The organism is Micromonospora sp. NPDC005087, assembly GCF_042872965.1.
In the GTDB taxonomy this organism is placed as follows: domain Bacteria; phylum Actinomycetota; class Actinomycetes; order Mycobacteriales; family Micromonosporaceae; genus Micromonospora.
The window spans coordinates 14,952-41,644 of the sequence record NZ_JBIALB010000028.1; the positions used below are offsets into that span (position 1 = coordinate 14,952).

The 26,693-nt window shown below is 69.7% G+C and carries 25 protein-coding genes and 2 pseudogenes; 21 read left to right on the top strand and 6 right to left on the bottom strand.

All coding sequences use genetic code 11. The features are described from left to right. Window positions 1-7,407, bottom strand: a complete 7,407-nt coding sequence (locus ACFYPS_RS33485; protein WP_387330040.1) for a SpvB/TcaC N-terminal domain-containing protein — start codon at window positions 7,405-7,407, stop codon at window positions 1-3. A gap of 145 nt (window positions 7,408-7,552) precedes the next feature. On the opposite strand from ACFYPS_RS33485, the gene ACFYPS_RS33490 reads away from it, so the two are divergent. From ACFYPS_RS33490 to ACFYPS_RS33520, 7 genes are all read left to right on the top strand, one after another. Beyond that, a complete protein-coding gene (locus ACFYPS_RS33490; protein WP_354968324.1) occupies window positions 7,553-7,891 on the top strand; it encodes a hypothetical protein in 339 nt (112 codons plus the stop codon). Window positions 7,892-7,937: 46 nt separating this feature from the next. Continuing rightward, window positions 7,938-8,309, top strand: coding sequence for a hypothetical protein (locus ACFYPS_RS33495; RefSeq protein WP_387330083.1), 372 nt, complete (start codon window positions 7,938-7,940; stop codon window positions 8,307-8,309). A gap of 1 nt (window position 8,310) precedes the next feature. Further along, the gene (locus tag ACFYPS_RS33500) at window positions 8,311-8,580 is read left to right on the top strand and encodes a metal-sensitive transcriptional regulator (RefSeq protein ID WP_354968325.1); all 270 of its coding nucleotides are present in this window, start codon (window positions 8,311-8,313) and stop codon (window positions 8,578-8,580) included. 134 nt (window positions 8,581-8,714) lie between these two features. After that, window positions 8,715-10,115: a rhodanese-like domain-containing protein gene (locus ACFYPS_RS33505; RefSeq protein ID WP_387330045.1), complete on the top strand. Its 1,401-nt coding sequence runs from the start codon at window positions 8,715-8,717 to the stop codon at window positions 10,113-10,115. Between the two features lie 14 nt (window positions 10,116-10,129). Next, window positions 10,130-10,450, top strand: a complete 321-nt coding sequence (locus ACFYPS_RS33510) for a hypothetical protein (protein WP_387330048.1) — start codon at window positions 10,130-10,132, stop codon at window positions 10,448-10,450. Continuing rightward, complete coding sequence (locus tag ACFYPS_RS33515) at window positions 10,416-11,018, top strand: rhodanese-like domain-containing protein (RefSeq protein WP_354968328.1); 603 nt, start codon at window positions 10,416-10,418, stop codon at window positions 11,016-11,018. The genes ACFYPS_RS33510 and ACFYPS_RS33515 overlap by 35 nt, the downstream gene beginning before the upstream one ends. Then, complete coding sequence (locus ACFYPS_RS33520; protein WP_354968329.1) at window positions 11,015-11,905, top strand: sulfite exporter TauE/SafE family protein; 891 nt, start codon at window positions 11,015-11,017, stop codon at window positions 11,903-11,905. The genes ACFYPS_RS33515 and ACFYPS_RS33520 overlap by 4 nt, the downstream gene beginning before the upstream one ends. A gap of 603 nt (window positions 11,906-12,508) precedes the next feature. Here the strand turns inward: ACFYPS_RS33520 and ACFYPS_RS33525 are convergent. Continuing rightward, entirely contained in the window at window positions 12,509-13,105 is a 597-nt protein-coding gene (locus ACFYPS_RS33525; RefSeq protein ID WP_354968330.1) for a TetR/AcrR family transcriptional regulator, read from the bottom strand. A gap of 69 nt (window positions 13,106-13,174) precedes the next feature. Here ACFYPS_RS33525 and ACFYPS_RS33530 point away from each other — a divergent pair, with 69 nt between their 5' ends. The 4 genes and pseudogenes from ACFYPS_RS33530 to ACFYPS_RS33545 form a co-directional block, all read left to right on the top strand. Beyond that, on the top strand, window positions 13,175-13,549 hold the full coding sequence (locus ACFYPS_RS33530; RefSeq protein ID WP_387330052.1) for a nuclear transport factor 2 family protein: 375 nt from the start codon (window positions 13,175-13,177) through the stop codon (window positions 13,547-13,549). 176 nt (window positions 13,550-13,725) lie between these two features. After that, window positions 13,726-14,037, top strand: coding sequence for a M48 family metalloprotease (locus tag ACFYPS_RS33535; protein WP_387330055.1), 312 nt, complete (start codon window positions 13,726-13,728; stop codon window positions 14,035-14,037). A gap of 159 nt (window positions 14,038-14,196) precedes the next feature. Then, entirely contained in the window at window positions 14,197-14,343 is a 147-nt protein-coding gene (locus ACFYPS_RS33540; protein WP_387330058.1) for a hypothetical protein, read from the top strand. A 184-nt stretch (window positions 14,344-14,527) separates the two neighbouring features. Beyond that, window positions 14,528-15,172, top strand: a pseudogene (locus tag ACFYPS_RS33545) (ABC transporter permease); the annotation flags it as partial. A gap of 348 nt (window positions 15,173-15,520) precedes the next feature. Here the strand turns inward: ACFYPS_RS33545 and ACFYPS_RS33550 are convergent. Next, a complete protein-coding gene (locus ACFYPS_RS33550) occupies window positions 15,521-16,102 on the bottom strand; it encodes a hypothetical protein (protein WP_387330088.1) in 582 nt (193 codons plus the stop codon). Between the two features lie 364 nt (window positions 16,103-16,466). Here ACFYPS_RS33550 and ACFYPS_RS33555 point away from each other — a divergent pair, with 364 nt between their 5' ends. The 9 genes from ACFYPS_RS33555 (at window position 16,467) to ACFYPS_RS33595 (ending at window position 24,292) form a co-directional block, all read left to right on the top strand. Continuing rightward, a complete protein-coding gene (locus tag ACFYPS_RS33555) occupies window positions 16,467-17,144 on the top strand; it encodes a response regulator transcription factor (protein ID WP_354968333.1) in 678 nt (225 codons plus the stop codon). An 88-nt stretch (window positions 17,145-17,232) separates the two neighbouring features. Beyond that, complete coding sequence (locus ACFYPS_RS33560) at window positions 17,233-17,787, top strand: RNA polymerase sigma factor (protein WP_354968334.1); 555 nt, start codon at window positions 17,233-17,235, stop codon at window positions 17,785-17,787. Further along, window positions 17,784-18,521, top strand: coding sequence for a hypothetical protein (locus tag ACFYPS_RS33565; protein WP_387330061.1), 738 nt, complete (start codon window positions 17,784-17,786; stop codon window positions 18,519-18,521). The genes ACFYPS_RS33560 and ACFYPS_RS33565 overlap by 4 nt, the downstream gene beginning before the upstream one ends. Beyond that, complete coding sequence (locus ACFYPS_RS33570) at window positions 18,518-19,264, top strand: ABC transporter ATP-binding protein (RefSeq protein WP_387330064.1); 747 nt, start codon at window positions 18,518-18,520, stop codon at window positions 19,262-19,264. Before ACFYPS_RS33565 ends, ACFYPS_RS33570 begins: the two co-directional genes overlap by 4 nt. Then, window positions 19,261-20,715, top strand: a complete 1,455-nt coding sequence (locus ACFYPS_RS33575) for a hypothetical protein (protein ID WP_387330066.1) — start codon at window positions 19,261-19,263, stop codon at window positions 20,713-20,715. Before ACFYPS_RS33570 ends, ACFYPS_RS33575 begins: the two co-directional genes overlap by 4 nt. Next, the gene (locus ACFYPS_RS33580) at window positions 20,712-21,389 is read left to right on the top strand and encodes a hypothetical protein (protein WP_387330069.1); all 678 of its coding nucleotides are present in this window, start codon (window positions 20,712-20,714) and stop codon (window positions 21,387-21,389) included. Before ACFYPS_RS33575 ends, ACFYPS_RS33580 begins: the two co-directional genes overlap by 4 nt. An 80-nt stretch (window positions 21,390-21,469) precedes the next feature. Beyond that, window positions 21,470-22,885, top strand: a complete 1,416-nt coding sequence (locus ACFYPS_RS33585; RefSeq protein ID WP_354968339.1) for a HAMP domain-containing sensor histidine kinase — start codon at window positions 21,470-21,472, stop codon at window positions 22,883-22,885. A 108-nt stretch (window positions 22,886-22,993) separates the two neighbouring features. After that, window positions 22,994-23,548 carry a phosphatase PAP2 family protein gene (locus ACFYPS_RS33590; protein WP_354968340.1) on the top strand — a complete coding sequence of 185 codons (555 nt, stop codon included), beginning with the start codon at window positions 22,994-22,996 and terminating at the stop codon, window positions 23,546-23,548. Between the two features lie 54 nt (window positions 23,549-23,602). Continuing rightward, window positions 23,603-24,292 carry a DedA family protein gene (locus ACFYPS_RS33595; RefSeq protein ID WP_387330074.1) on the top strand — a complete coding sequence of 230 codons (690 nt, stop codon included), beginning with the start codon at window positions 23,603-23,605 and terminating at the stop codon, window positions 24,290-24,292. Between the two features lie 344 nt (window positions 24,293-24,636). Here ACFYPS_RS33595 and ACFYPS_RS33600 read toward each other — a convergent pair. Continuing rightward, window positions 24,637-24,885 (bottom strand): annotated as a pseudogene (locus tag ACFYPS_RS33600) (TOBE domain-containing protein); the annotation flags it as partial. Between ACFYPS_RS33600 and ACFYPS_RS33605 the strand changes: the two are divergent. After that, window positions 24,866-25,336, top strand: a complete 471-nt coding sequence (locus ACFYPS_RS33605) for a hypothetical protein (RefSeq protein ID WP_354968342.1) — start codon at window positions 24,866-24,868, stop codon at window positions 25,334-25,336. The pseudogene ACFYPS_RS33600 and the gene ACFYPS_RS33605 overlap by 20 nt on opposite strands. Window positions 25,337-25,460: 124 nt before the next feature. Here ACFYPS_RS33605 and ACFYPS_RS33610 read toward each other — a convergent pair whose 3' ends face one another. Together ACFYPS_RS33610 and ACFYPS_RS33615 are read right to left on the bottom strand one after the other, a co-directional pair. Continuing rightward, window positions 25,461-26,120 carry a GNAT family N-acetyltransferase gene (locus ACFYPS_RS33610; RefSeq protein WP_387330077.1) on the bottom strand — a complete coding sequence of 220 codons (660 nt, stop codon included), beginning with the start codon at window positions 26,118-26,120 and terminating at the stop codon, window positions 25,461-25,463. 226 nt (window positions 26,121-26,346) lie between these two features. Then, window positions 26,347-26,520, bottom strand: a complete 174-nt coding sequence (locus tag ACFYPS_RS33615) for a transposase family protein (protein ID WP_387330086.1) — start codon at window positions 26,518-26,520, stop codon at window positions 26,347-26,349. Window positions 26,521-26,693: the final 173 nt, after the last annotated feature.

The window sequence follows — 26,693 nt, forward strand, 5'->3', positions numbered from 1 at the left end:
TTACCTGATCTCGGTGACGTGATGCTTCAGCGGCGGCGGCTTGACGTGCTTCGCCGCCGCGGTGGACAAACGGGTACGGAACTCGTCGATGCCCGCGGCGAACCGGGCCAGTGCGTCGGCACTGAGGTTCAGCGCCTTCACCGCGTCATGGGTCGTGACGTCGGCGGAGCCGCTGATGAGCTCCCACAGGGTGTCGAAGCCGAGCACGGCCGACTCCCGGATCACCAGGTTGACCTTGTCGGTGGGCAGCGTCTCGGAGTCCTTCGCCACCCTCAGGAGCTCGGTGACGACCTTGGCGGCGGCCTTCTTGTCGAGGCTGTACTGGTACTCGACCTTCGCGCGCAGGAACTCCGGCAAGGTGCTGCCGCCCGCGATGCGAACGTCGCTGTTGCGAGTCACGTGGCCGACGTCGATGTGTGAGACGAAGGTGTAGTTCGACAGATCGGGGTCCGCGTGCAGCGTGTCCGCCAGGCCGTTCTTCTTCCCGCAGGAGCAGGCCTGAACCACGAAGGTGATCTGCTGACTCTGCTTCGCTTCCTTGAGCTCACGCTTGAGCGTCGGAGCTCCGATCCACTCACCGTCGCCGAACGACATCTCGCTCGAGATGCCGTGCCCGAACGTCATGACGACGTCGGGCTTCTCCTTGGCGATGACGTCACTGAGCTTGCCGGATGCGACCGACTGCGCCTTCACGCCGTGGTCGGTGGCCGCCTGCGTCGCCTGGCGCTTGAACTCGTCGTCGCCCTTGTCGTACAGAATCAGATATTTCTTCTTGTGCGCCTCGTCCCAGAGCTTGCGTGCCATCTCGTCGGTCTGCTTGGGCACGGCCTGGCGAAACTCGTCGAACGTCGTGAACGTCCGCGGATCCGGCTCGGCGTCCGGCTGCCCGGCGTCCTTGGGATCGGTTCCCTCGGGATCCCGGTAACGCACCGGGTTGTCCCTGCAGTAGCGGTAGAGGTTCGGGCCGTCCACCAGCAGCAGAGGGTCGGGCGAGCACCAGCGGCCGAGCCACGAGGCGTAGAACCGCGCGCCCGCGTAGTCGAAACCGGTCTCGTCGTCGCGTTCCCGGCCGATGTATCGGTAACGCTTGAGGCTTACCTCCGCGACGCCGCGGCCCGCCTGGAAAGAGCTCGCCCCGAACGGCGTGAACTCCTCCAGGCTGATCAGCGCGCCCGCGTCGTCGAGCTCGACCGACGCGGTGCGGAGGTGGTTGGCGAGCTGATAACGCTGGAGCGGCACCGGGTCGGCGGTGTCGGCGCCCTGGTCGACGGTGAGCGTCTCGACGATCGCCACCTGCGCCTGATCGTCCAACACCCGCAGCGACTCGCGTTGGAGCTGGACGGTGGTGCCGGCGGCGTCGTACTCCCGGTACACCTCGAACACGCCGAGGTAGATGCGCTCCTTGCGGCGCGTGCCGCCCTGGGACTCGATCACCTTACGCATGCGCCGGCCGCCGGCATCGTAGGCGTACCAGGCGACTCCGCCGCCGCCGAGGTCCGCGCGGTGCAGCCGGTCCCGGAAGTCCCAGCGCAGCTCGGCGCCGTTCACCGCGGTGATGCAGCCGTGCGAGTCGCGGCCGTTCAGGTCGGCGTAGGAGTAGGTCTCGTCCGGAAGCACCTGGCTGCCGATCGCCGTGTTGCTCAAGCGGTTGCCGGTGCGACCGGGCTCCAACCGGCTCGCTTCGTCGCAGACGTACGTGCGGGTCCAGCCGCCGCCGGTGGCGATGTGCTGCATCCGCTCGAGGTTGCCGGCGAGGTCGTACCGGTACCGTTCGGTGTAGTTGCGCAATGCTTGGTTGTCGTTGGGATCGGAGCGAACTCCCACGAACGGGCGGTCCCGGCGGTCCGCGGTCGGGTTGGTGTCGAAGGCGGTCTGCCCGACATGCTCGCGTCCGGTGGCTTCCACCAAGCGGTACAGGGCGTCGCAAGTGAAGGTCGCAGCCGCCTCCACCAGCTGTCCATCGTGCAGGACCGCCTTCTGAGCGGCGTCGCGGATCCTGGTGGTGTTGCCGACCGGGTCGTAGGTGTAGGCGAGATCCTGCACCACCGCCGGGTTCGCGAAGAGCTGAGCGGCGGTCGTGTCGGCGGCGGCCGGGCGCGTCGTCCGCAGCCCGATCAGCCGGGACGTCGCGGGGTCGTACGTGTAGGTGGTCTCGGCGCCGTTGGCGTACTCGATCCGCTCACGTCGGCCCTTGGCGTCGTAGTCGATGTCCGTGACGAACGCGGTCGGCCCGCCCGCCGCGCGGAGCGTCACCTCGATGCTGTCCAGCAGACCGGCTTCGTTCCAGCCGGGCCGATAGACGCTGCCGTCCGGAGTGCTCGCCGTGACCACGCGGTTGAGGGCGTCGTACGTGCCGGCGCTGGTGAAGCTGCCGTCGTCCACCGGCGGGTCGTCCGCCCAGTCCACCGTGCCGTCGTACGTGCGCAACAGGTCGCGGCGGCTGGACACGAGGTTGCCTTTGAAGTCGTACCCGAGATGGGTGACGCGGCCGACCGCGTCGAATACTTCGTACACACGGGTCCGGTGATTGCCGGCCGCGCCCTGCGCCTCGCCGTAGACCGTACGCTCGACCAGGCGCTCGCCCGCGCCCTCGACGAGGAAGACATCCGTCGGACGGCGCAGCGCGTCATAGGCCACGCGCCTGGTGTGGCCACGGCTGTCCCACTCCCGCAGCGGAGCGCCCGTGACGTCGGGCAGCGACCAGCGCTCGCCCGAGTCCATGCCCGCCTGCCGGATGACCCTGCCGAGCATGTCGTAGTCGGTCCGCATCGCGAGACGGTCCAGCGCGTCGTGCACCGTACGCTGATTGCCCTCGATGTCCCACGCCACCCGCGTGGCCTCCGCCGACTCCACTTCGACGCCGTTGTCGACGAACCGGTTGGCGACGATCGTCGCGAACGGGCGGCCGAGCGGGTCGAGATGGGTGGTGACCGGGGTGTTCGCGTGGACCGCCGCCCGCTGAGCGGCGTCCGCCTCGTCCAGGCCCAACGCGTTGCCGGTCCGCCGGGCGAACCAGGTCGACCACCCGGCGCCCTGGCCGTCGAAATACCCTCGGACGTGCGCGCCGACGTCAGGATCGGTCCGCGGATCGCCGGTCTCGAGATCCCGCGGCGCGACCGTGTCGTTGCGGTCGAAGGCCGTCTGCTTCCACGGCGAGTGCACGACCTTCTCGTAGGTGTGGTCGGGATGCAGGATCGCGACGACCCGGTCGACCGGGTCGTAGAAGAGGAACGGGCTCACCCCGGTGTCGGTCAGGTCCGGCTCCGGCTCGTACAGGTGGGTCACGCTGAAGAACGGCTCGTATCGGCGTACCGGAAGGCCCTTGTTGTTGAACACCGTGCGACCCGTGCCGACCCATCGAGGCGCGGCGACCGCCTGCACCGGGTGCCCCTGCGCGTCGCGGACGAGCAGGCCGGGCACGACGTCTCCGCTCGGCAGCGTCGTCGATGGCTGCCGTTTCGGCGCCTCCCCGGTCTCGGCGAGACGCTTCGCCTGGATCGGCCGCCCGAATCCGTCGGTGAAGTCGACCTTGATCTGGATCGCGGTGGCGGCCCCTCCGGGGTCGGTGGTGTGGGTTTCCCGGGCCATCGTCAGGGCCAGGGCCGGCTGGCCGCTGCGGCGGAACAGGTCGAGGTCGTAGACGATGCGCGTCGTGGCCGTGCCGAGAAGCGCCGCGGCCTCAGCCGACGGGTCGGCGAGCAGCGCGCGGCGGGCGGCCGGTGTGGGATGCGGGTCGATCTGACCCAGCAGGTCGCCGCGTTGTTCTCCGGCCTTGCCCATCAGCGCGGAGGCCACCACGAGGCCCAGCGCGTCGAACGCCACGGCGGTGCGGTTGCCGTTCGGGTCGGTGACCTGGCGGGGGAGCAGGACCCGATAGTCATGCTCCGCGACGACCACGTTGCCCAGGGCGTCCTCGGATCGGGCGACCAGCAGGTCGGACGGGTCATACGTCACCACGGTGGCGTTGCCGAACGGGTCGACGACCTTGCGCGGCAGATAGAAATGGTCCCGGGCGGTCGCCAGCTCCTGCGCCGCCGTCGTCGCCGTGGGGTCGAAGTACGCGCTGCCGCTGGGAATCCACCACGCGTCGGCCATGAACACGTACCCGCCCTGGCCCTCGAGGACGGCGGCCGGAGCCGGCAACAGTGCCTCGTCCGGCGCGCCCGGCCGCTCACGGACGAAGGCCGAGTCGACCATCCCCGGGGTGAGCGCGAGCCGGTAGACCTCGGCGAGGATCGCCTGCGGCTCCGCCGTCGCGAAGGGGAGAAAGGCGGTCAGGTCGTCCGCGCGATAGACGGTTCGCACCGCCTCGACCAGCCGCCGCTGCCGGGTGGTGTGGTCGGGTGCCGAGTTGTATGCGATCTCGGTCGCGTCGGCGATCATCGCGAAGTCGTCCGCGGCCCAATCCTCGAAACCGAACCGCTCGGCGCCGGCCACCGGCCGGAACCCGGTCAGCTCGCTGGTGCGGACGGCCGCCGGCAAGGGGACGCGGTAGTCGTCGGGATACTCGGCCGGGTCGTCGATCGCGTTGGTGTATGCGTTGTCGATCAGGACAACGATGGGCCGTGTCTGGACCTCACGGTCGCCCTGCCGGAGGGCCGCCAACCCCTGGTTGGGCACCATCGTGACCGCGCCCGCCGCGTCGACCCGCCGCACGACCTCGCGTCGCCCGTACGCGATGCGAAGCTCCTGCCGCACGTTGCCGGAGGCGGTGTCGACCCGGAGCACGATCGCATGCTTGGCGCGGGGATCCTCCGGGCTCCGGTCGTATTGCGACTCGAGCGTCTCCCGCGGATGCGCGAAGAACACGGCATGCCGCTGGTGCACCCGTGGCTGCAGCATGTGGACGGCGAAGTTCTGCTCGGTCACGACGCACGGATGCGCGTCGAGGCCGTAGACCTCGCGGTGCAGCATGACCCCCTTCAACGCCCGGCGGGCCTCCCGCTCCTCCTCGATCGTCAGCCCGCCCGGCAGGACGGTGTCGTCCAGCGAAACTCGATCCCCTCCCGCAGCGCCCCCGGTGTGGAACCACGTCCTGGTGAAAGTCGGCGGGACGTGCGACGCGGCATCGACGTTGGTCGCGGTGACCAGCTCCGCGAAAAGCTGGGTGTCCCATTGCTCCACCAGGCCGAAGCCGTGAAACTCGCGTTCGGCGGTGTCGAAGTTTCCGTGGTGATAGGCGTAGCGGGTCAGGAACCTGTTGCCGGTCAGGTGGTCGACCGTCTCCACCCGTTCGAGCACGTGGACCGGGAACGGCAGACGGGTCACCCACGGCTTGCCGGCCAGCCGGTCCGATTGGAAGAACGTGGTCGACGACACGTAGCTGAGCCGGATTTCGGCCCCGAGGTTGTTGCGCCGGCCGATCAGCAGGTGGGGTTTACGGCCGCCCATGAGGTCGACGTAGCGCATCGACCGGCCCGTGTCGTCGGGACTGCGGCTCCACCAGACGAGGCAGGCGGTGCCCGCGCCGAGCAGATCGACGATCCGTACGTCCTCGGGTCGCTCGGTGATCGGGCACTGCGGCAGCGTCACGCCGTCGCTCCAGCTGTTGCCGGACAGGTTGCGGTAGAGCGTCGCCCCGTCGCCGCCGAGGTAGACGACGTCGGTGGTCCCGGACCCGTCGACGTCGGCGAGATGGATCCGTGCCGGGTCGAAGAGGTCCGCCGTGGCGAACACCGGCGCGTTGTCCATCACGATCTTGGCGCCGAACCGCCCGTACCCCAGATTCGGCCAGTACCAGACAGATCCGTTGGTGATCTGAACGAGGTCGGTCAGGCCGTCACCGCTCAGGTCGGCCACGAAGAACCTCGTCGCGCTGTCGCTGAACACCAGCTGAGGCCCGCCGGACTGACACACAGCCGGCCCGAAACCCTCCTTCCCGAGTGACGGATACCAGGTGATGGCGTCATCGCCGGTGACGACGATCTCCGCGATGCCGTCGCCGTCGAGGTCGAGCATCCGCAGGTTCGGATCCTTGAGGTCGAGGTTGGGGAACGACGCGAAAGGCTGAAAAGTCGACCAGTCCCCGGCGTCCGTGCGCTCGTGGAACCCGCCGGTGCCGGGCTCGAGGGCGGCGAGGGCCACCCGGCCCTCGCCGGTCAGATCGATCAGGGTGGCGACGCCGGGCCGGCCGGCGAGCGCCGGCCGGGATGTCACCGGCCGGCCGGGATCGAACCGCGCGAACGGCGGGCTGCCGGCGTTGCGGCGGTAATACCAGGCGCCCTCGTGCTCGGTGAGAATGCCGGACACGCCCTCGCCGTCGAGATCCACCCACTGCGCGGGCGAATCCGCGGCGTCGAGGTCGGTGCCGCCGACGGTCTCCACCGGCAGCCGGGCCAGCTCCGCCGCGTCCGGCACCCTGCTGTAATCGAGATCCACCGGCGGGTACGAGCGCACCAGATAACGGTCCGGGAGCAGTGCCGTGGCGCGTAGCGCGAAGCCGGACTCGACGACCGCGGTGAGGTAGGTCGCGGCGGGATCCGGCTCGTACTCGAATCGCATCGCGCGGGTCAGGTAGCCCGCGCGACCCAGTTCCCCGGGGAAGTGGTGGAACATCAATACGCGCCGGCAGAGGCGGGCGGTGCGCACCTCGAACCCGGCACGGTAACTGGAGAACGGATCCGCCCGGTCCGGCCAATGCGCGCCCAGGGACCGGGCCGCCGTGACGCTGGCGAACTCCTCGCCATCCACCGCCGGGGCCTGAACGTAGTGGCCGTCGTCGTAGTCGAACACGACGTCGAACATCCAGTCTCCGATGATCTCCGGGTCGATGGCGGTGCCGCCGGCGTCGCGGTTGGGGATCCGGTTGCCGTAGCGAACCCGCTTGAGATAGCGGTTCGCGCTCTCCGGCTCGTACTCGTATCTTGTGGCATTGCCCTTGTCGTCATAGCTGGAGCAGATGAGCCAGCTGAATACCCGCGTGGGATCAACGGGATCGACGATCCTGCTCTGCGGGGTGCGGCCATACCAGGACGTCACGTTGTCACGGCTGATCGTGCGCCAGCACGTGTCGCCATCGGACTGCCGGACCCACCGCTCGATCCGGGCGAACAAGCCCTCGATCCGCGGCCGGTAGCGATGGACCAGGAACCCGTCCCGAAGCACCGGCACGTGCCGCCACCCGCCCGCCGCGTCACGCTCCAGAAAAGGCACGAGATCGTCCGAACCGGAGACAACGAACGTGTCCGACTCGTTCGCGTCGTCGTACCGGGGGACCTGGCGGTCCGTCCGCCGCCTGATCACGGGCAGCGCGAGGCTCCAGCCGAGGCCGAACGGTCCGTTGCCGGAGCCGCTGTCGTACGAGAGCGACAACTGCGGGCCGAACCCCGCCCGGCCCGGCGAGAGGGGGAGCGGAAAGCGCAACGTCGCAGTGCCCGTCGCCTGGTTCGCGGCGAACGTCTCGCCCACGGCGCGGATCGCCCCGCCGCCCTTGGGAACCGTAGGGGGCACTACGGTGGGGCCGCTCGTCCCGGCGGCGGGGGGTTCGAACTGTGTGAGGCTTCCGGTCATTGACGCCTCCGGTGCACCGTGTAGTCGTCAACATCCTTGTGCCGTGTTGCGGCCGAACGACCAGCCAGTCCCGTATCTGACAGAGTTCGGCGGCGGCGTTAATCCCGACGTGGAGGCCGGCGAGTGGCGGAACCTCGATGTGTCCAGCGCGATCGACGCGGCCCGCGGCGTGGGTGACAAGCCCGAGTATTTGCAGTGGGCCGTCCAAGATCCATACTGCAAGACTGCAGGGAGGCACTCCGCGGCCGCTCGCCGATCCTTCACGCGGGCGCTGCGGATGCTCAAGGTGAAACCGACTGAGGTAGTCACGGATGCCGCGCCGGTCTATCCCGGCGTGCTCGACGAGCCTGGTGCCTTTGGCGTAGCGCCACGTCGAGCGTAATGCGAACAACCCGATTGAGGCCGATCACGGTCAACTCAAGCGCCCGCTGCGACCAATGCGCGGACTTGGGACTGATCGGACCGCTCAAGTGGTGATCGCCGGCCATGCCTTCCTGCAGGAGCCTGCGCCGCGGTCACTACGAACTCGTAGTCGCCGCCCGCCCGACATTGCGGGTCGCTGCGGCGTTCACCAAACGCGACTCACTGAGGAGCGGCAGGCGCGTCTGCCTGGTGGCTGGGGCGCCCGGCATGCCGCGCCAGGTGGGGGGCGGAGACGGGCAGGAGGCAACCGGGCACATCGCGGACGAGTTGGCGGCCGGGCGCGACCACCTTGGCGACGGTTCTGGGCTAGGGCGGAGATCATCACCCGGGGCATACCCGGGGGGGTATGTGTTACCGTGGGATGCGGAGGTAGATGAGATGAAGTTGCGTCCCGAGATGACCGGCGAGGCCCTGACTCGCTTGAAGCGAGCCCGAGGGCAGCTCAATGCGGTCATCGAGATGATGGAGAACGGCGAGGACTGCCGTGAGGCGCTGACCCAGCTTGCTGCGGTGTCGAAGGCGATCGACCGGGCGGGCTTCAAGATCATCGCCTCCGGGATGCGGCACTGCTCCGCTGCCCGTGATCGCGGCGATCAGCCGGAGATGACCGAAGAGGAGCTGGAGAAGCTCTTCCTGGCCTTGGCGTGAGCCGCCGGGGCTGACTCTGGTAGGCCCAGGCGGCGTGTGACCCGCCCGGGCGGGTAAACGCGTGTTCGATTTCGACCAAGGGTGACGACTAATCCCCGGATACCCCCGGGGGTATAACTGGAAGGAGTGGACGGATGGCGATGCAGGTGTCGGTCATCGCGACCTCGTCCCTGGGTGACCGCAGCTACCTGGCGACAGACGGCCGGGTGGCGGTGGTGGTGGACCCACAGCGGGACATTGACCGGATCGTGTATCTCGCGGGGGAGAAGGGTGTGGGGATCACGCACGTGGTGGAAACGCACATCCACAACGACTACGTCTCTGGTGGCCTGCAACTGGCCCGGCTCACCGGCGCGGAGTACCTGGTCTCCGCCCACGACGAGGTGGGCTTCGACCGCATGCCGGTGTCCGACGGCGACCAGGTGACCGTGTCCGATGGGCTGCGGCTGCGGGTGGTCGCCACTCCCGGGCACACCTTCCACCACCTTTCCTACGTGCTGGACGAGCCCGGTGACGGTGGCTGGTCTCCGGTAGGGGTGTTCACCGGCGGCTCGCTGCTGTTCGGCACGATAGGCCGCACCGACCTGCTCGGGCAGCAGCACGCTCACACGCTGGCCCACCAACAGCACACCTCGGCGAAACGGCTGGCTGACCTGCTGCCCAACGGGGCCCAGGTATGGCCGACGCATGGGTTCGGCAGCTTCTGCTCGGCCAGCCAGGCCGACGCCTCCGAGTCGACCATCGGCCGTGAGAAGCAGGCCAACCCGGCGCTGCGGCTGGCCGCCGACCAGTTCGTGATTGAAACCCTGGCCGGGCTGGACGCCTACCCGGCGTACTACGCCCACATGGGCGTAGCCAACACCGCCGGACCGGCTCCCGTCGACCTCAGCCCCGTGACCCGCGCCGACGCCGGTCAGCTGCGGGAACGGATCGCCGCCGGCGAGTGGGTCGTCGACCTGCGACACCGCAAGGCGTACGCCGCCTCGCACCTCGCCGGCACGATCGGCCTCGGCCTGGACGGGCCCATGTCGACCTGGCTCGGCTGGCTGATCCAGTGGGGCGTGCCGATCACCCTCCTGGCGGAGACCCCGGAGCAGGTCGCGGGCGCCCAACGGGAACTCGTCCGCATCGGTATTGACCGTCTGGCGGCGCAGGCCACCGGAACCCCCGAGCAGTGGGCGACCGACCTGACCGACCTGCGGGAGCTGACCGTCGCCGACTTCGCGGCCCTCGCAGCCGCACAGGCGGGCAACATCCCCGACGGCCTGCCCGCCCCGCGGGTGCTCCTGGACGTCCGGATGACCAACGAGTGGAACGCCGGCCACATCGACGGCGCGGTGCACATTCCACTGCCCGACCTGCCCAAGCGCCTTCGCGACGTGCCGGCCGGAACCGTCTGGGTGCACTGCGGCTCCGGCTACCGCGCCACCGCCGCCGCGTCGCTGCTGGCCAACGCCGGCCACGACGTCGTCCTGATCGACGACATGTTCGGCCGGGCCGAGCAGGCCGGCGTGCGCATGGCCGCCTCGGTCTGACGATCGCCGCCCTCGTGCCGCGCCGACCACTCGACAGTGGCGTCGCCGGCGTCCTGCACGCCACCACACCCCTGTGGTCCCTGCTGGTCGCCCTCGCCCTCGGCGCGGAACACCGACCTCACCTGGCACGCCTCGCCGGGCTGCCGGACTTCACCGTCGCCGCCCTGCTCTGCAACGCCCTGCCGTTCCTACTCACCAACATCAGGCAGCAGAGCGTCGCACGCGGGCACCCCGACCACGTGGGCCCTACGCCCCACCAGCGGCCCGAGCCCCGAACCGACTCCAATCGAAAGGAAGCGCATGAGCACGACCCCGACGAGCCCCGCGACGCTTGACACGGCCACCCTGCGCGCGCTGATCGCCGCCGGGCAGGCACCCCGGCTGCTCGACGTCCGCACCCCCGGTGAGTTCGAGACCTCGCACATCCCCGGCTCCTACAACGTGCCGTTGGACCTGCTCAAGGAACACCGCGAGGAACTGCGCCACCACCTCGACGAGGACGTTGTCCTGGTCTGCCGCTCCGGCGCCCGCGCCGCCCAGGCCGAACAGGCCCTCGCCGGCGTGGGCCTGCCCAACCTGCGCGTCCTCAACGGCGGCATCATGGCATGGCAGGCGGCCCACGCGCCGATCAGTCAAGGCAAACCCCGCTGGAACCTGGAGCGCCAGGTACGCCTTGCCGCCGGCTCCATCGTCCTGGCCAGCATCCTCGCCTCGGTGTTCGTACCCGGCCTGAAGTGGATCGCCGGCTTCATCGGCGCCGGCCTCACCTTCGCCGCGCTGACCAACACCTGCGCCATGGGCATGCTGCTCGGCAAACTCCCCTACAACCGCGGCGCCACCTGCGACCTGGACAGCGTCGTCGCCCAACTGCAGCGGGAGCCTACGACCGGGCGGCAGGAATGACTGGCAGCATCGCCCTGACCGCCGGGTTGGCCGTACTGATCGGGATCAGCCTCGGTCTGCTCGGCGGCGGCGGTTCGATCCTGGCCGTACCGCTGCTGATCTACGTCGCCGACCTGCCGGCCAAGGAAGCCATCGCCACCTCGCTGCTCGTCGTCGGCGTCACCAGCGCTGTCGGCGTGCTGCCGCACGCGCGGGCCGGGCGCATCCGGTGGCGCACCGGGCTGCTCTTCGGCGTCGCCGGCATGGCCGGTGCCTACGCCGGCGGCCGCCTGGCCCAGTTCATCCCGGCCGGAGTGCTGCTGACCGGGTTCGCCCTGATGATGCTCGCCACCGCCATCGCGATGATCCGCGGCCGGCGTGCCGCAGAGGCTCGGCCGGTGCCGCACGAGCTTTCCGTCCTGCGGGTCGCTCTCGACGGCGTCGTGGTCGGCCTGGTCACCGGCCTCGTCGGCGCTGGCGGCGGCTTTCTGGTGGTCCCGGCACTGGCCCTGCTCGGCGGCCTGCCGATGCCCGTCGCCGTCGGCACCTCGCTGGTCGTCATCGCGATGAAGTCCGTCGCCGGCCTCGCCGGATACCTCTCCAGCGTCAGCATCGACTGGGGCCTGGCCGGCGCCGTCACCACCGCCGCCGTGATCGGTAGCCTGCTCGGCGGCCGGCTCGCCAGCCGTGTTTCCGAGAACGCGCTGCGCAAGGCATTCGGTTGGTTCGTCGTGGTGATGGGCGTGTTCGTCCTAGCCCAACAGATGCCCGGCCAGGTAAGGGCCAACCCCCTGCCATGGGCCACCCTCGGCCTGACCGCTGTGGTGGCAGTCGGCATCATCGTCCGGCAAAACCGACGGCGTGGCCGGCAAACCGCCCCTGAGGTCGTGGCGGCCGCACGCCGCTGAGACTCGGGGGGGTCCGAGATCGCCTCACCACCGTGGGCGAGCATCAACGTGAGATCCCCGCGAGCCGTGCCCGGGTCGTGCACACCACGTCGCCGCCGCAACCCTGCAAGGGTGTCGCCGCATGCACCGGTCAGCCCGGTCGCGTCAGCGACGTCAGCCAGCAGCGGAGCGTTGGCATGCACGAACCAAGCCACGCCCGTCGACGCTCACGAATGACCTTGGGCGAATGATGAGGACCTCCTGTCATGAAGTGGAGCTGCTGAAGGCGACCACGTCACAAACCAGGACATCCTCGTGTCCTCACCCAACGCAGCGCTGAGTCCACGTGCCCAGCTGCGTCTGGCCAAGTTCATGGTGAATGAGGGCTGGCCGGTCGCCCGCCATTGCGACCTGTGCCGATGCGGCGGCGGCACGGCCGGCCAGGCGAATGGTGCGTACAGCCTCACAACGGGTCACGGCGGGTCTCCAGGTCTCAGGCGTGGCAGCGGACGCACTGACATGCCGATGAGCGTGCGTCGGCGACCGAGGTCGAAGCAGGTGCAACATGCTGGGTGCGCCGATCAACATCGAGTGGGCACGGGAGTGGCGGGAGACCGTCGCTGATCAGGGCTCGCGGGCGCCGTACACGCGCAGGATGCTGTGGCGCAGCGCTGCCGCCGTCTGCGCGGTGGTCATGCGGCCAGCGGCAACTTCGCCGCCGGCCGCGTGCCCGAGCGCCATGGTCGCGGAGACCAACCAGGCCGGGCTGACGGTGCTGTCGAACTCGCCGGTGACCTGGCCACGCCTGATCAGCCGCTCCAGGCGCTCGGTGACTGCGGCATGCTGACGGTCGGAGTCCGCCTGGTCGGCGGCGGTCACCGAGGGGTGCAGGAGCAGCGGGTACCGGTCGAACAGCCGCCAGGTGACGTCCAACCAGCGCAGCAGCGCCTCGGTGACGGTGCCGCTGTCCACGTCGGCGGCGTCGAGGGCGGCGACGGCTTCGGCGGTGATGCGGTCGATGACCGCGGCCACCAGCAGCGGCCGGGACGGGTAGTGGGCGTACACGGTTTGGCGGGTGACGCCAGCTGTGGCGGCGACCTGTTCCACCTTCGCCGCCGGATGCCGACCGAGCACCTGGACGGCGGCGTCGAGTACCGCGGCGGCGCTGCGCTCGGCGTCGGAACGCCGCCGGCGGCGCCGACCATCTGTTATCTCTGACACGTTGTCTAATCTACCGCCTTGCATTAACGTAGACACCGTGTCAAAGATAACTCGATTCAGGGAGATCAAATGACGCCCCGTACCGACCTGACCGGCTACCTGGCCCGCTATCCGCAGGAGGCAGGGCTGGGCGACGAGGATCCGGCAACCGTGCTGGACCGCTACCACACGCCGGACTATGAGCTGGTCAACGACGGCGTGCTGCTGGACCGGAAGCGGCTGCTGGATCACATCCGTCCGGCCCGCAAACGGGCCATTGGTCTCCGTGTCGAGGTGGAGCAGGCGCTGGTGGACGGCGACCAGGTGGCCGCCCGGTACCGGCTCATCGCGGAACTGCGCAAAGGCGGCACCATCACCACGGAGATCTACATGTTCGGGGAGTTGGCTGCCGACGGTCGACTGCGCCGCGCCATCCAAGCCACGCGGGCGATCCCATCAGAATAGTTCCAAAAGTTTGCCAAGCGGCGCCTCGACGGTGATGACCACAGTGAGGTTCGCGCCCGCCCGATTGGGCTGCGCGCTGGCCGGCTGAACCGCGTACGACCCGGTCGGATTTTGTGTCCCAGCGGTGGCTAGGGGTCGGGGATCACGGTGGGAGCAGCCGGGTGCACTGAACGGCGTTGAACTGCATCCGACGGGGGCGCCGACACCGCCGCGCGTTGCACCTCGGCGGCCAGGCCGCCGGGCCCGACACCGACCCGCTGGTGGTACTGCCCGACTCCACTGCCCAGGCGTTCGCGGTTCCGGGCCGGCCCGGCCGTGTTGTCGTGACCACCGGCATGCGCCGGCTGCTCACCGACCGCCAGTTCGACGCGCTCCTCGCACACGAATACGCGCACCTGAGTTCGGGTCATCACCGGCTGGTCCAGTCGGCCGAGCTCGCCGCCGCGATGCATCCGGCCCTCTGGTGGGTCGCACGTCACGTCGACTAACTCGTCGAACGAGCCGCCGACGAGCAGGCCGCCGTGGAGGTGGGCAACCGCCACACCGTCGCACACGCGATCGGCGTGGTCGCACTGGCTTCGCGGGTTGAGATGGATGTCCCGCGAGGCCTGTACGCCGCATCGCCGGGGGGAGTCGTTCCTCGCCGGGTGGCCCAGCTGCTGCGACCGCACGCCACCCTCCGCTCACCCGCGCTGCACGGGCTGCCGGTGGCGCTGGCGCTGTCGTCGCTGATCTGGTCCGGCGAGGCGGTCTACGACTTCGTTCAACTGATCGGCGCGGCCCGGCCAGGCTGATTAGCGGCCGCCGGCTAGCCCGATTTTCCGGAGCACACTTCGGCAGCTACTGCTCCCTGTTCGACGCTCCCGCCGGACAGGGGCATCATTCGAGCGCGCCGGCATGTCCGTCACAACCGCCGGGACCGGCGGCCCCTGCACCCCTGGCCGGGCGGAGCGGGAAACTGATGGCATGTCCTCGACGATGCTCGTGGTTGGCCCGAAGCTCGGCGTTGCGCTGGTCGTGCTGACCCTCGTGGCGGCGGCCGTCGTGACCCTCGGGAAACTGGGCCACGGCCGGCAGGTGACGGTCGCCGCCGTCCGTGCCGCGATTCAACTGGGTGCCGTGTCGGTGCTGATCGCCGGCATTGTGGTGTCGCTGTGGGCCACGGCCGCGTTTGTCGTCCTGATGTGCGCGGTGGCGGCGGGCACCTCCGGTCGGCGGATTACGGGCGGCAGTCGGGGGTGGTGGGCCGGTGTGCCGATCGTGGCGGGCAGCATGGCCGTGGTGGCGGGGCTGTTGTTGGCGGGCCTGGTGCCAATGCGGGGTATCGCGATCATCCCGGTCGCGGGGATCCTGATCGGTGGGGCGATGACCGCGACGTCGTTGGCCGGGCGGCGTGCGCTCGACGAGTTGACCAGCAGGCGCGGTGAGGTGGAGGCCGGCCTGGCCTTGGGTCTACTTCCCCGTGACGCCGTGCTGCTGGTGTGCCGTCCGGCGGCCGGACAGGCGTTGGTCCCGGCACTCGACCAGACCCGGACGGTCGGCCTGGTGACCCTGCCCGGCGCGTTCGTCGGCGTGCTGCTCGGCGGAGCGAGCCCACTTGCCGCCGGAGTGACGCAGTTGGTCGTCCTCGTCGGGCTCCTCGCCGTGGAGGCCGTCGCCGTCGTTCTCACCGTCGAGCTGGTGGCCAGTGGCCGTCTCCAACCCGCCGGGCCGAACCCCGACCAGGCCACTGGCGCAATTCGATGTCGCAACGGCCGCAACGGCTTGCCTGATGGCAGTCGTCCGCTTCCATTCATTGCGGTCGGTCGTCGAACGTGCAAGCACCGGCCTAGGTCGGCAGCTCGTGGGCTCGGGATGCCTGGCCGATCACAGGCCGTTTCGCCTGCCCGGCCGGCGTCCGCGACGGCGGGAGACCACTGGGACGGAGCATTGTCTTCGGCTGGCCGCCGTCCGGATCGCGGCGCGGGCTGTTCAGATTCTGACCTGCCTGGGAACGGGCGGTGCGGCCGGTGGGCACGACGGTGCGGCGACCGCGCTCGGTCGCAGATTCGAAAGGTGACGCAACCATGTCGCGGTGGCTTTGATCATTCCGTCCTCGAACGCGAGGCGGGCACTCATCGCCGGGGATCCCTCGGCGGTGGCATCCGTCAGATTCCGCTGGCGTAGATGGGCCGCCGCCAGGCTGGTGCTGATGAACGCCTCGAACGTAGCCAGGTCTGCGCTATCGACGGCCAGTATGCCCTTGGTGTAGATCTCCTCGAGGCTGGCGTGCTCTGTCACGTCGGTCAGCCACGACTGTTGCCGGTGCTGGCACGCTGCCGTCAGCACACACCTAGGCCGGTTCTGGTTCTTATTGTGCGGTGAGATCACGCGTTCCAACCGCACGTGCCCGGAGCGTGCAAGTCGGTTCACCGTCGTGGTGAACCGCCGAATGTCGACCGCCTGCTCGGGGCCGAGAAGCAGGGTGTGGCGTTGGTGCAGGTCGAAGGCGTTGGACGGCTGCCCGTTCAGCAGGACCAGCAGGACGTCGCCCAACGCCACGGGCGCGGACATCAGCGTCCTCCCCAACTCGTACTTATCCAGCCCTCGGCTCGTGGGCAGCAGCGACGACGGTGGCGAAACCGACTCGTGGGTGCCCTGCTGCGCGGCCTGCGGCCAACTGAGCCGAGGGCGATGAACTTTTACACAAGATGTAGAAGCAAGCAAGCGGAGGCTTGTCCGGATCGGTTCGCCTCGGGCCGCGTACTCGAACGTCACGAGGCGAGACGTGTCGGACCTGGATACCGGGGCCCTGCTCGGGTGACGGCACCTCAGCATCGGGGTAGCAGGCATGCCCCGCCCCTTCGCGCGCGATGATCGGAGGTGACGCGGACCCTGCCGGGTCCGCCGGGACTGCGGGCGGGAAGGAACGAACGGCGTGCGTGTGCTGGTCGTCGAGGACGAGACCGCCCTGGCGGAGGTGATCCGTACCGGCCTGACCGACGAGGGATTCGCTGTCGATGTGCAGCACACCGGGACCGACGGGCTGTGGGCGGCCACCGAGAACCCGTACGACGTGGTGGTGCTCGACATCATGCTGCCCGGCCTCAACGGCTATGAGGTGTGCCGGCAACTGCGGTCGCGGGACGTGTGGACGCCGGTGCTGATGTTGACCGCGAAGGACGGCGATTACGACCAGGCCGACGCGTTCGACCTCGGCGCGGACGACTATTTGATCAAGCCGTTCTCGTTCGTGGTGCTGGTGGCCCGCCTGCGGGCCCTGATCCGCCGCGGCGCCCCGGCCCGACCGGTGATCCTGACCGCCGGTGACCTGGCAGTGGACCCGGCCCGGCGGCAGGTGACCCGCGCTGGGCAACCGATCCGGGTGACCGCCCGGGAGTTCGCGCTGCTGGAGTTCCTCATGCGTCATTGTGGCGACGTGGTGTCCAAGCGGCAGATCATCGACAACGTTTGGGACGCGCACTTCGACGGCGACCCCAACATCGTCGAGGTGTATGTCGGCTACCTGCGCCGCAAGATCGACCAGCCGTTCGGCCGGCGGGCCATCCAGACTCAACGGGGCATGGGCTACCGGCTGGCCGCCGACGGCGGTTGACAGTGCCCCAAGTGGTGTCAGGCCTCAGCTCACAAAATGCGGGTGTGGTCGGTGAACCGATCCGCTCGGGAACGCAACAGTAGTGGCGATGGACAACGAGGATCTGATCGCTGCCATGGCCGGTGGTGACGAGAGCGCCCTGCGGGAACTGTTCTCGCGGCACGCCCCGTGGCTGGCGGGTCGGCTGCGCGCGGCGCTGCCGCCCCCCGACGTGGAGGACGTCCTGCAGGAGACCTTCCTGGCCGCCTGGCGGGGCGCTGCTACGTACCGAGGTGGGGGTGCCGGCGGTTGGTTGTGGGGCATAGCCCGCCGCCAGGGCGCGCTGTGGCTGCGCCGGCGCGGGCAACCCGCGCTGCTGCTGGCCGCCCTGGCCGAGACCGGTGATCACAACTGCGCAGACCCGGCTGAGACGGCGCTGTCCAGGGCCGAGCTTGCCGACGCCGTGAAGGTGCTCGGGCCGGAGGGCAGCCTGCAGCGCGAGACCTGGCGGCTGATGTACGTCGAGGACAAGTCCGTGGCTGAGGTGGCCGAATTGATGGGTGTTCCCGCGGGAACGGTGAAGAGCCGCGCGTACCAGATTCGCCGGCTGATGCGTGCTGCCCTACGGCGCCACGAGCCGGCGCGCGATGGAGGTGGGCAGTGACCAACGGTGATGTGACGCGCCGGGTCGAGGAGCCCGACGGGCGGGGCCCCGCACCGGAAGGTGTCGATCTTGATCGGGTCTGGGTCGGGGTGGCCGCCCAGGTGTGGCGTCGCCGCCCCGGGGCGGTGGAGCGGCTGGCTGGGCATCTGCTCCGCTCGCCGGGCCTGGCCCGGGCTTTGGTCACGACGCCGTCGCTGCTGCTTGGTTGGGTCATCGCCACCGCGGTGGTGCTGCTCGCCGGGCTCCTCGCCACGCTGAGCACCGGAACGCCGTACGTGGCGCTTCTTGCCCCTGCGGTCGCCGCGGCGGGCATCGCGTTCGCCTACGGCCCGGGCATCGACCCCGCCTGGGAGCTGTCGTGCAGCGTGGCCGTCAGCGACCGCATGGTGCTGCTGGTCCGGGCGCTGGCGCTGTTCGGTGTGAACGCGGCGTTCGGGCTGGGCGCTTCGGCCGCGTCGGGAACCGCCACGGCCGTCACGATCGGTTGGCTGGTCCCGATGACCGCGGTGTGCGCGCTGGCCCTGGCCGCCGCGACTGTCGCCCGGTCGGCGAACGTGGGCGTGGCCGCGGGCCTGCTCGGCTGGACGATCACCGTCCTGTCCGGGCAGGTAGCCGCCGGTCGGCTCACCGCCGCGGTCACCGACACCGCGCTCTGGCCTGCCTACCTGGCGTTCGCCGCCTGCTGTGCGGCGATCGTCCTCTACTCGACCCGGACACCGAGAGGAACGTCATGAACGTCGAGATCAGCGATCTCACCCGGCGCTTCGGCCGCACCGAGGCCGTGGCCGGGGTGACGATGGAGACCGGCCCAGGGGTGTTCGGTCTGTTGGGCCCGAACGGGGCGGGCAAGACATCGCTGTTGCGGATGTTGGCCACGGTGATCCCACCGACCTCGGGTCGGATCCGACTGCTGGGCCGCGACCCCGGCCAGTACGGACAGCGCCGGCAGATCCGGCGCCGGCTCGGCTATGTGCCGCAGAACCTCGGCTACTACCCGCGGTTCACCGTCGTGGAGTTCGTGGAGTACTTCGCGCTGCTCAAGGAGATGCCGCCCGCGCGGGTGCACCACGCGGTCGCCGCCGCGGTCGAGCGCGTGGGCCTGGGCGACAAGGCGACGGCGAAGCTACGCACTCTCTCCGGTGGGATGCTGCGCCGGGTCGGGGTCGCGCAGGCCATCGTCAACGAACCTGAACTGCTCCTGCTGGATGAGCCGACCGCCGGGCTGGATCCCGAGCAACGGGTGGCGTTCCGTGCTCTGCTGCGCGACCTCGGCCAGCGCGCCACCGTCATGGTCAGCACGCACCTCGTCGAGGACGTCGGTGCCGCCTGCACCCAGGTCGCCCTCATGGACCAGGGGAAAATCGTCTTCCAGGGGACGCCGGAGGAGTTGACATCGCGCGCCGAGGGAACCACGGCGGCCGGCGATGCTCCACTGGAGCGCGGATACAGCGCGGTGTTAGCGCAGGCGCGGTCATGACCGCCGCCCCAGTGATCTCCGCGCTGGACGAAACGGCCCGTCGTACACGCGTGGCGATCACGGCGGCGGGAGGGCTGCTTCGCCTGGAGATGCGCCGCAGCGTGATGGTGTGGATGCTGCCACTGGTCGCCGCGCTGTTCTGGTTCATCACCTACCGGCCGAACATGGCGTACCCACCGCTGTGGAACGTCCGTGCGATGGCCATGCAGACGACAGCTCTGGCGGTCTTCGCGCCGACGGTGGTCGGCGCCTCCGCATGGCTGGGCTGGCGGGAGCGCCGTCACGGCATGGCCGACCTGGTCATCGGTACGGCCCGGCCGCGGTGGACTCGACAGCTCGCCACCTGGACCGCGACCACCTGCTGGGCGATCGTCGCCTACCTGGGATGCGTGAGCGTCTTGTACGCGGTGACCGCATGGCAGGGCGCCTGGGGTGGGCCGCTGTGGTGGCCGGTCGCGGTGGGCGCCGCGAGTATGCCGGCGTTCTCCGCGCTCGGATTCGTAGCCGGGGTGCTGCGCCCCAGCCGGTTCACCGGACCGCTGGTCGCGATCGGTGTGTTCCTCGCGGTGCAGATCAGCCTGCAGTTCATTCACGGCGATGACTCGTACTGGCAAATCTCGCCGTTGGTTGCCGGCCCCTGGGAGATCGGGCCTGACCCGGGTGTGGCGACCTTCTACCGCTACCTGCCCGACCTTCCCGTCGCGCAGGTGTTGTTCCTCGCCGGCCTGACCGCGGCGTTGCTGGGCGTTCTCGGCCTACCCGCCGACGCCGGCGGGCGGTGGCTGCGCCGGTGGGCGGCGGCTATCACCGCGGCCGGGCTGCTGGCGGCCGGAACCGCGGTTGCGTTGGCCGGCACCGGCCGCCTCGACGCCCACGGCATGATCGCGATCCCGCTGCTGCACACCGCGGGCAACGATCGTCCAGTGCGCTACACGCCCGTCTGCAGCCACACCCCAATCCCGGTCTGCCTGCACCCCGCCTACACCGGCTACCTGCCCGCGGTGACGGACGCCCTCGAACCGGTGCTCACCGAGGTAGCGGGCCTGCCCGGCGCGCCAACGCGGATCAGCCAGGCCGCTGCGAGATATGAACAGGGGCCAGACAATCGCGTCAGCATCGGTCGGGCTGGCCCCCCTACGAGCGGCACGCCGCCGATATTCCACCTGCTCCTGCCCCATCAACTGACCACCGACGAGTTTGTTGCCGAGCTACGCGTGGACGCCGCGCCCAGCATCGTGAACAGCGTCGTAGGCGGTGGCCGCAACGCGAGTCCCGCGCAACAGGCGGTCGCGGAGGCCATCCTGGGCACATCCACCCTGACGCCCGCTAGTCCCGCCGCCGCAGCGGCGCAGCGATTAGCCGCGCTGCCGGCTGCTACCCGCCACGCCTGGCTCATGGAACACGTGGCGGCGCTGCGCGCGGGCCAGCTCACCCTGGCGCAGCTGCCGTGACCGCCAGCGAAACTCGCAATCGCGGGTACGCGATGGCACCCGGCGGCCCGGTGCGGGCCGGGCTCCGGCTGGCTCGTCTGCACCTGGCCAGCCGCCGCGTCCCGGCGGCCCTGGCGGCGGTGGCGGCCTGCGCCGTCGGACTGCGGGTCGCGCTGCGGTGGCAGTGGGAGGCCTACGGAGCGCTGCAGTTGCCGCTGATCTTCGAAACCGGTTGCGCCGTGGCCATCGCTGTCACCGCCACGAGCCTGCTCGGCGAGCCGGAACGCGTCACCGGCCGGTGGCTGCCCTTCCTGCGACTGGCCACCGCGCTGGCGCTGACCCTCGCCGCCGTCGGTGCGCTGGCCGCCGCTGGAGCCGGTACGCACCTGCCCGGCGGCGCCGTGGAGGTGCTGCGCAACCTGGCCGGGCTGGTCGGCGTCGCCCTGCTGTGCGCAGCCCTGTTCGGCGGCGCGCTGGCCTGGGCCGGCCCTACCGCCTATCTCATAATCGCCCTCTACGCGCTGTACACGCAGTGGCACGGCCCAGCGGTGACCACGCCCTGGATGTGGCCAGCCCGACCACCACACGACCTCGGCGGCGCACTGTGCGCCGGTGTGGTGTTCGTCGCCGGAGTGACGCTCATCGCGGTGCGCGGAGCCCAAGACACCGGCCCGGAGACCCCACGCAGCGGATGACCGGAAGAGACGTCGGGGGAGTCGCATCACCTCGCCGTCTCTCAGCGCCCTCTCAGCCCCGAGGACCCTAGGCTGCGGGTATGGCCGCCATGCTCACCCTGTTACAGGCCCCGGCCCGCTGGGCACGCCGCCGCCTGGGTGTACGGCTGCGCTCAGCGCTGGCCGCCACCATGGTGGTGGCAGTGACCTTCGGGATCGGCGCAGCGGCCTTCATCTACCTGGCCCGGGCCAACCTGGTCCGCGACGTGGATGCGACTGCCAGACAACGCGCCGCTGAGGTGGCCACCGCGGTGACGGGCGGAGACTCCGACGCCATCGCCCAGACGCTAAAGCCCAGCCCGGGGGAGCAGAACCTGGTGCAGGTCCTGGCGCCCTCGGGTGAGGTGGAGGCGGCGTCGCCGACCCTCGGCGGGGCAGAGCCTCTGTCCCCACTGCGCCCCTCCGCCGGTCAGACCCTGCGGGAACAGCGGACGCTGCCCTTTGCCGTCGAAGACCCCTACCGGGTGGTCGCGATCGGTGTCGGCACCACCTCGGGCACCCGGACCGTGCTGGTGGCCCAGTCACTACGACCAGTGCACGAGAGCACCGAGGTGATCGCCGCGATCCTGGTCGTCGGGTTACCGACGATGCTGCTGCTGATCGGCGCGGCCGTGTTCCTGTTCGTCGGCCGGTCGCTGCGTCCGGTGGAGACGATTCGCCGTCGGGTCGCGGGCATCACCGCCCGCGACCTGCATGCCCGGGTGCCGGTGCCGCAAGCCCACGACGAGGTGGCGGCACTCGCTGAGACGATGAACAGCATGCTCGACCGCCTACAGACGGCGGCGACCAGGCAACGCCGTTTCGTCGCCGATGCCAGCCACGAACTGCGCAGCCCACTGGCAACCCTGCAGGCCGGCCTCGACCGCCTGACGATGACACCCCTGCCCGGCGCGAACGACGACCTGGTCCGACTGATGCGCCGCGAGTCGCAGCGACTGGGCCGGCTGATCGCCGACCTGCTGCTGCTCGCCCGTATCGACGAGCACGGCCTCACGATGCGCCGTGAGGACGTCGACCTCGACGACCTCGCCTACATCGAACGGGACCACCTCACCGCCCGCCGACCCGACCTGACCGTCCGAACCCACCTCACCCCGGTCCGCGTGACGGGCGACGCCCACGACCTCGGGCGCGCGCTGCGGAACCTCGCCGACAACGCCGCCCGCCACGCGCGCCACGAGGTGCTCCTACGGGTCCGCGTCGACGACGGGTGGGGGTGCCTGGAGGTCACCGACGACGGGCCGGGCATTCCGCTGGGGCAGCGGCAGCGAATCTTCGAACGGTTCGTCCGGCTCGACGAGAGCAGGGCCCGCGCCGACGGCGGAAGCGGCCTTGGCCTGCCAATTACCCGCGAGATCGTCGCAGCGCACGGCGGGACCGTACGGGTGCTGCCCGGCCCAGGAACGACGATCCAGATCCGACTGCCGCTGACCAGCGACAACGAACCCGGCGACTGACCCGCACTGCGCAGGGCCGCCGACCCCTTCAGGCTCCTCTCAGCTGTGACCAGATTGGCTGGGCTCAGCCGGCCGAGGAGCCGGGTCGACCACGGGATCGGATGCCCGGTGAACTACCACCTGTTTCATCTCATCAACGCCGCCGCCGGACACAACGACCCGCTCGACGACGTGCTGGAGTGGTGCGCCGTCTGGCTGATCTACCTGCTCGGCGCTCTGGCCGCCGTCACGGTGCTGCTCGGACTGAAGTCCGGCGGCGGGTCGGTGGTCGTACGCGTCGGCGCGTCGTTGGCCCTGGCGTTCGCCGCCGGCCAGGTGGTCGCCGTGGCCAGCACCGAGGTCCGCCCGTTCCAGACGCACCCCGTGCACCAGTTGATCCCGCACGACCCGGGCGGGTCGCTGCCCAGCGACCACGCCACGGCGGCCTTCGCGGTGGCGTTCGCCGTCGGCGTGTTTCTGTCCTGGCGCTGGGGATTACTGCTCTCGGCGCTGGCCACCGTCATCGGATTCGCCCGAGTCTGGTCGGGCGTGCACTACCCGGCGGACATCCTCGCCGGCGCGGTCATCGGCGCGGGAGCCGTGCTGATCATCGCGCTCGCCGTACGCGTCCTCGACCGGCGCGCCCACCAAGACCGTCCCCGCGCGGCTGCCAGCCGCCGCTAGCCTCCTCGGCTTGCCCGCCCGCGTCACCCGTCACGCCCTCTCGGAGGTCTTCTCGTGTCAACGTCCCTCGCCCCGGTGGCCGTGGGTCCCAGTCTCCTCAACCCAGAGTGGTTGATCTCCACCTTCGGGCTGATCGGCATCCTCGCCATCGTCTTCGCTGAGTCCGGGCTGCTGATCGGGTTCTTCCTGCCCGGCGACTCGCTGCTGTTCACGGCCGGGCTGCTCGTCGCCGACGGCCACTACCTGCACCAACCGCTCTGGCTGCTCTGCCTGCTGGTGGCCGTCGCCGCGATCATCGGAGACCAGGTGGGGTACCTGTTCGGCAAGCGCGTCGGCCCGAACCTGTTCCGCCGACCCAACTCCCGCCTGTTCAAGCAGGACAACGTGCATCGCGCGAACGACTTTTTCGCCCGCTACGGAGCCCGGTCCGTGGTCCTGGCCCGGTTCGTGCCGATCGTGCGGACGTTCACCCCGATCATCGCCGGTGTCAGCCGGATGCACTACCGGACGTTCCTCATCTACAACGTCATCGGCGGGACCCTCTGGGGCGTCGGCGTCACCGTCCTGGGCTACTTCCTCGGCCAGGTCGCCTTCGTCAAGGCGAACATCGAGGTCATCCTGATCGGCATCGTCGTGGTCTCCGTACTGCCAATCGGAATCCAACTACTCCGATCCCGCCGCGCTGCCGGCACACCCGCAGCGGATGCCGCGGCAGCGGCAGAAGCAGCGCCCCGAATCGATTGACTCGCCGCACTAACGAGCCACTGACGGCTCTCGCATGCCACCGTCCTCTGCGGCGTCGAGGCGGACAGTGGTCGACGCTTGATGCGCGATTGGGGTCGGTAGCTGCCCGACCGCGACGGTTGCCGCCCAAAGTCCCTGAAGGAACGCCGAACTTGAGGCTGCTGACATGTACGAAGTCGACGACTGCCAGGTGCGTGCCCGTCTGGCTCGCCTCGGGCATCCGCGGGTGGATCTACGCCGACGCCACCGCCGGGTGGGCGGCGGGTCGTCGCCGGACCGGCCAGGGGCGTCGCCGATCTCGGGGACGCTGAGGTGAAATCCGTGGGTGGATGTCGTCGCCAGGGTCACTGGAGGACCTGGTTGCTTCTGTTCCGTGCTGCCCTGTCGTGTGGTTCTGGGTGTGGCTGGCTGTTATCGCGGGCTGGGTACACGCGGGTTTCGGTTGCTTTCACCGAGGCCCACAGCGGCTGTCCTGGGACGAGTCGTAGGTGCGCGGCGGCGGTCGGGGTGATGTCGGCGACTACGTCGATCGGACCGTCGAGTTGGATCCTCAGGTTGTCGCCGTGGCGTTGGATGCCGGCGATGGTGGCCGGCCCGCATGATGTCCGGGAGGTCTCCGTCGATGACCACGTCATCGTCTGCGCCCCTGACGCCGTCCACGACTGGGCAGACCTGGTGCAACACAACACCTGGGCGCACGAGTGCGTCCGCCTCGACTTCGCGGGGCCCAACAACTGGTCCGGAGACTGGCCGCTGGGTGACGCGTCCCGTTGGACACCGAACCGTGAGGATGTCCCGTCCTGGTTCGAGCCCGGTGACAACTTGATCTCGTGGGGGTGCTCCGTCAACGGCGACTTCCTCTTCTGGCACGTCAGGCCCGGCACGGCGCCTGACGACTGGCCTGTGGTGCTGAAGGAAAGAGGGCCGTACTGGGAGCAGTACTGCGTCGGATTCTCCGCGGCACTGGTCGGCCTACTCACCGGCGACGTTCAATCCGAATATCTCAGCCGTTGGCTTGGCGGACCGCACTCCTACGCTCTCTGACGAGGTGATCTTGGCATACGGCCTCCGCCGCAATCATTTGCTCGGATCTGCCGCGAACCGCGCGGCACGCAGCGTGACGGCTGGAGCTGCCGCTCGCCATCCGGAACTGCCGATTACCGAGCGTTCAAGGCACCGCTGGCGCTTCGATGATCGATTCGTCCATATCGCGGTGTTGCCGCCCGTTGGCGATGCGGTCGCGGTGGGCGGGCCACTGGTCGGCGAGCATGGCGAAGTCGAGTTCGGTGCTGCATTCGCCTTTGAAAAGCTCGTTGTGGACCAGGCGGGCCTCCTGTCGCATCCCGAGCCGGCGCGCCACCTTCGCTGAGGGACCGTTGCGCTCATCGAGGCGGGCGACGATGCGGTGCAGGCCCAGCTCGTCGAAGCCGAGTCGAAGTAGCGCGTGTGCCGCTTCGGTGGCGTAGCCATGGCCGGCGAAGTCGGGGTTCAGGATGTATCCGATTTCCCCGCCGCGGTGCTCCCGGCTGTGCCAGAACAGGACCACGTCGCCGACGAGTCCGCCGGTTCGGGCGAGCTCGATGCCGAGCGTCAAGGCCTGGCCCTCGTCGGTGAGTGCGATAGTGGCCCACTGCGCCGCGAGTCGTTCGCCGATCAGCTGACGGTCCATCGGCTCGAAGGGCACGTAGCGGCAGACATCGGGCCGGCTTCGGTAGGCCAGCAGGGCGTCGACGTCGATGACGGTCAACGGACGTAGCAACAGACGCTCGGTCCGGATCGGATAGGCGGGACGCAACTCGGGCTGTCGGTTGGGTGACACGCCGAGCATCGTGCCACCCGACGGTGTCCCGCACCTCCGTTTTCTAGGTGCGCGCGAACTCCGCGCCGGTGACCGTGCTCATCTGCCGCCGACCGGGCGCTACGTTCTGTCACCTTGCCCGGCGGGCTGCGCCGCCCGCTCGTGCCGATGTGAGTGCACCAGCTGACGGAGCAGGCGGGCGACCCGCGACCGCCGCTGCGGACCCAACGCCAAGTCCCAGTGGACGGGATGAGAATTACCGTCGCCGAACCTCACCGAATTCTCGCCGTGCAGCTCCACGACCATGCCCCGGCCACCAAATGGGAAGATCAGCCAGGCGCCGCTGGTGAAAGGCGTGCACGCGCCGGGTCGGCTGGCCGCACTGCGGACACGCCCCCGCCGCTGCCAGCGTACGAGCGCGAACCCGCAGGACCTCTTGTGATGGATCACCCCATCGATCACAGCTGCGGAGGCAACATCTTCATCGGGTCAGAGCGACACCGGCCTTAGAGCGTCCGCCAGTAGGTGACGGCGGGGATGCAGAGTAGCGAAACGGGCACGGAGTCAGTGATCATCGAGTTGTCTACGCTCTGTGATCGCTGG

Excerpts from the sequence above, each read along its gene's own strand:
- ACFYPS_RS33575 (WP_387330066.1), top strand. The coding sequence starts at position 19,261 with ATGACCGCCGCCCCAGTGATCTCCGCGCTGGACGAAACGGCCCGTCGT.
- ACFYPS_RS33570 (WP_387330064.1), top strand. The coding sequence starts at position 18,518 with ATGAACGTCGAGATCAGCGATCTCACCCGGCGCTTCGGCCGCACCGAG.
- ACFYPS_RS33610 (WP_387330077.1), bottom strand. The coding sequence starts at position 26,120 with ATGCTCGGCGTGTCACCCAACCGACAGCCCGAGTTGCGTCCCGCCTAT.
- ACFYPS_RS33520 (WP_354968329.1), top strand. The coding sequence starts at position 11,015 with ATGACTGGCAGCATCGCCCTGACCGCCGGGTTGGCCGTACTGATCGGG.
- ACFYPS_RS33530 (WP_387330052.1), top strand. The coding sequence starts at position 13,175 with ATGACGCCCCGTACCGACCTGACCGGCTACCTGGCCCGCTATCCGCAG.
- ACFYPS_RS33550 (WP_387330088.1), bottom strand. The coding sequence starts at position 16,102 with ATGTCCGCGCCCGTGGCGTTGGGCGACGTCCTGCTGGTCCTGCTGAAC.
- ACFYPS_RS33500 (WP_354968325.1), top strand. The coding sequence starts at position 8,311 with ATGAAGTTGCGTCCCGAGATGACCGGCGAGGCCCTGACTCGCTTGAAG.
- ACFYPS_RS33605 (WP_354968342.1), top strand. The coding sequence starts at position 24,866 with ATGCCGGCGATGGTGGCCGGCCCGCATGATGTCCGGGAGGTCTCCGTC.
- ACFYPS_RS33585 (WP_354968339.1), top strand. The coding sequence starts at position 21,470 with ATGGCCGCCATGCTCACCCTGTTACAGGCCCCGGCCCGCTGGGCACGC.
- ACFYPS_RS33505 (WP_387330045.1), top strand. The coding sequence starts at position 8,715 with ATGGCGATGCAGGTGTCGGTCATCGCGACCTCGTCCCTGGGTGACCGC.
- ACFYPS_RS33515 (WP_354968328.1), top strand. The coding sequence starts at position 10,416 with ATGAGCACGACCCCGACGAGCCCCGCGACGCTTGACACGGCCACCCTG.
- ACFYPS_RS33560 (WP_354968334.1), top strand. The coding sequence starts at position 17,233 with ATGGACAACGAGGATCTGATCGCTGCCATGGCCGGTGGTGACGAGAGC.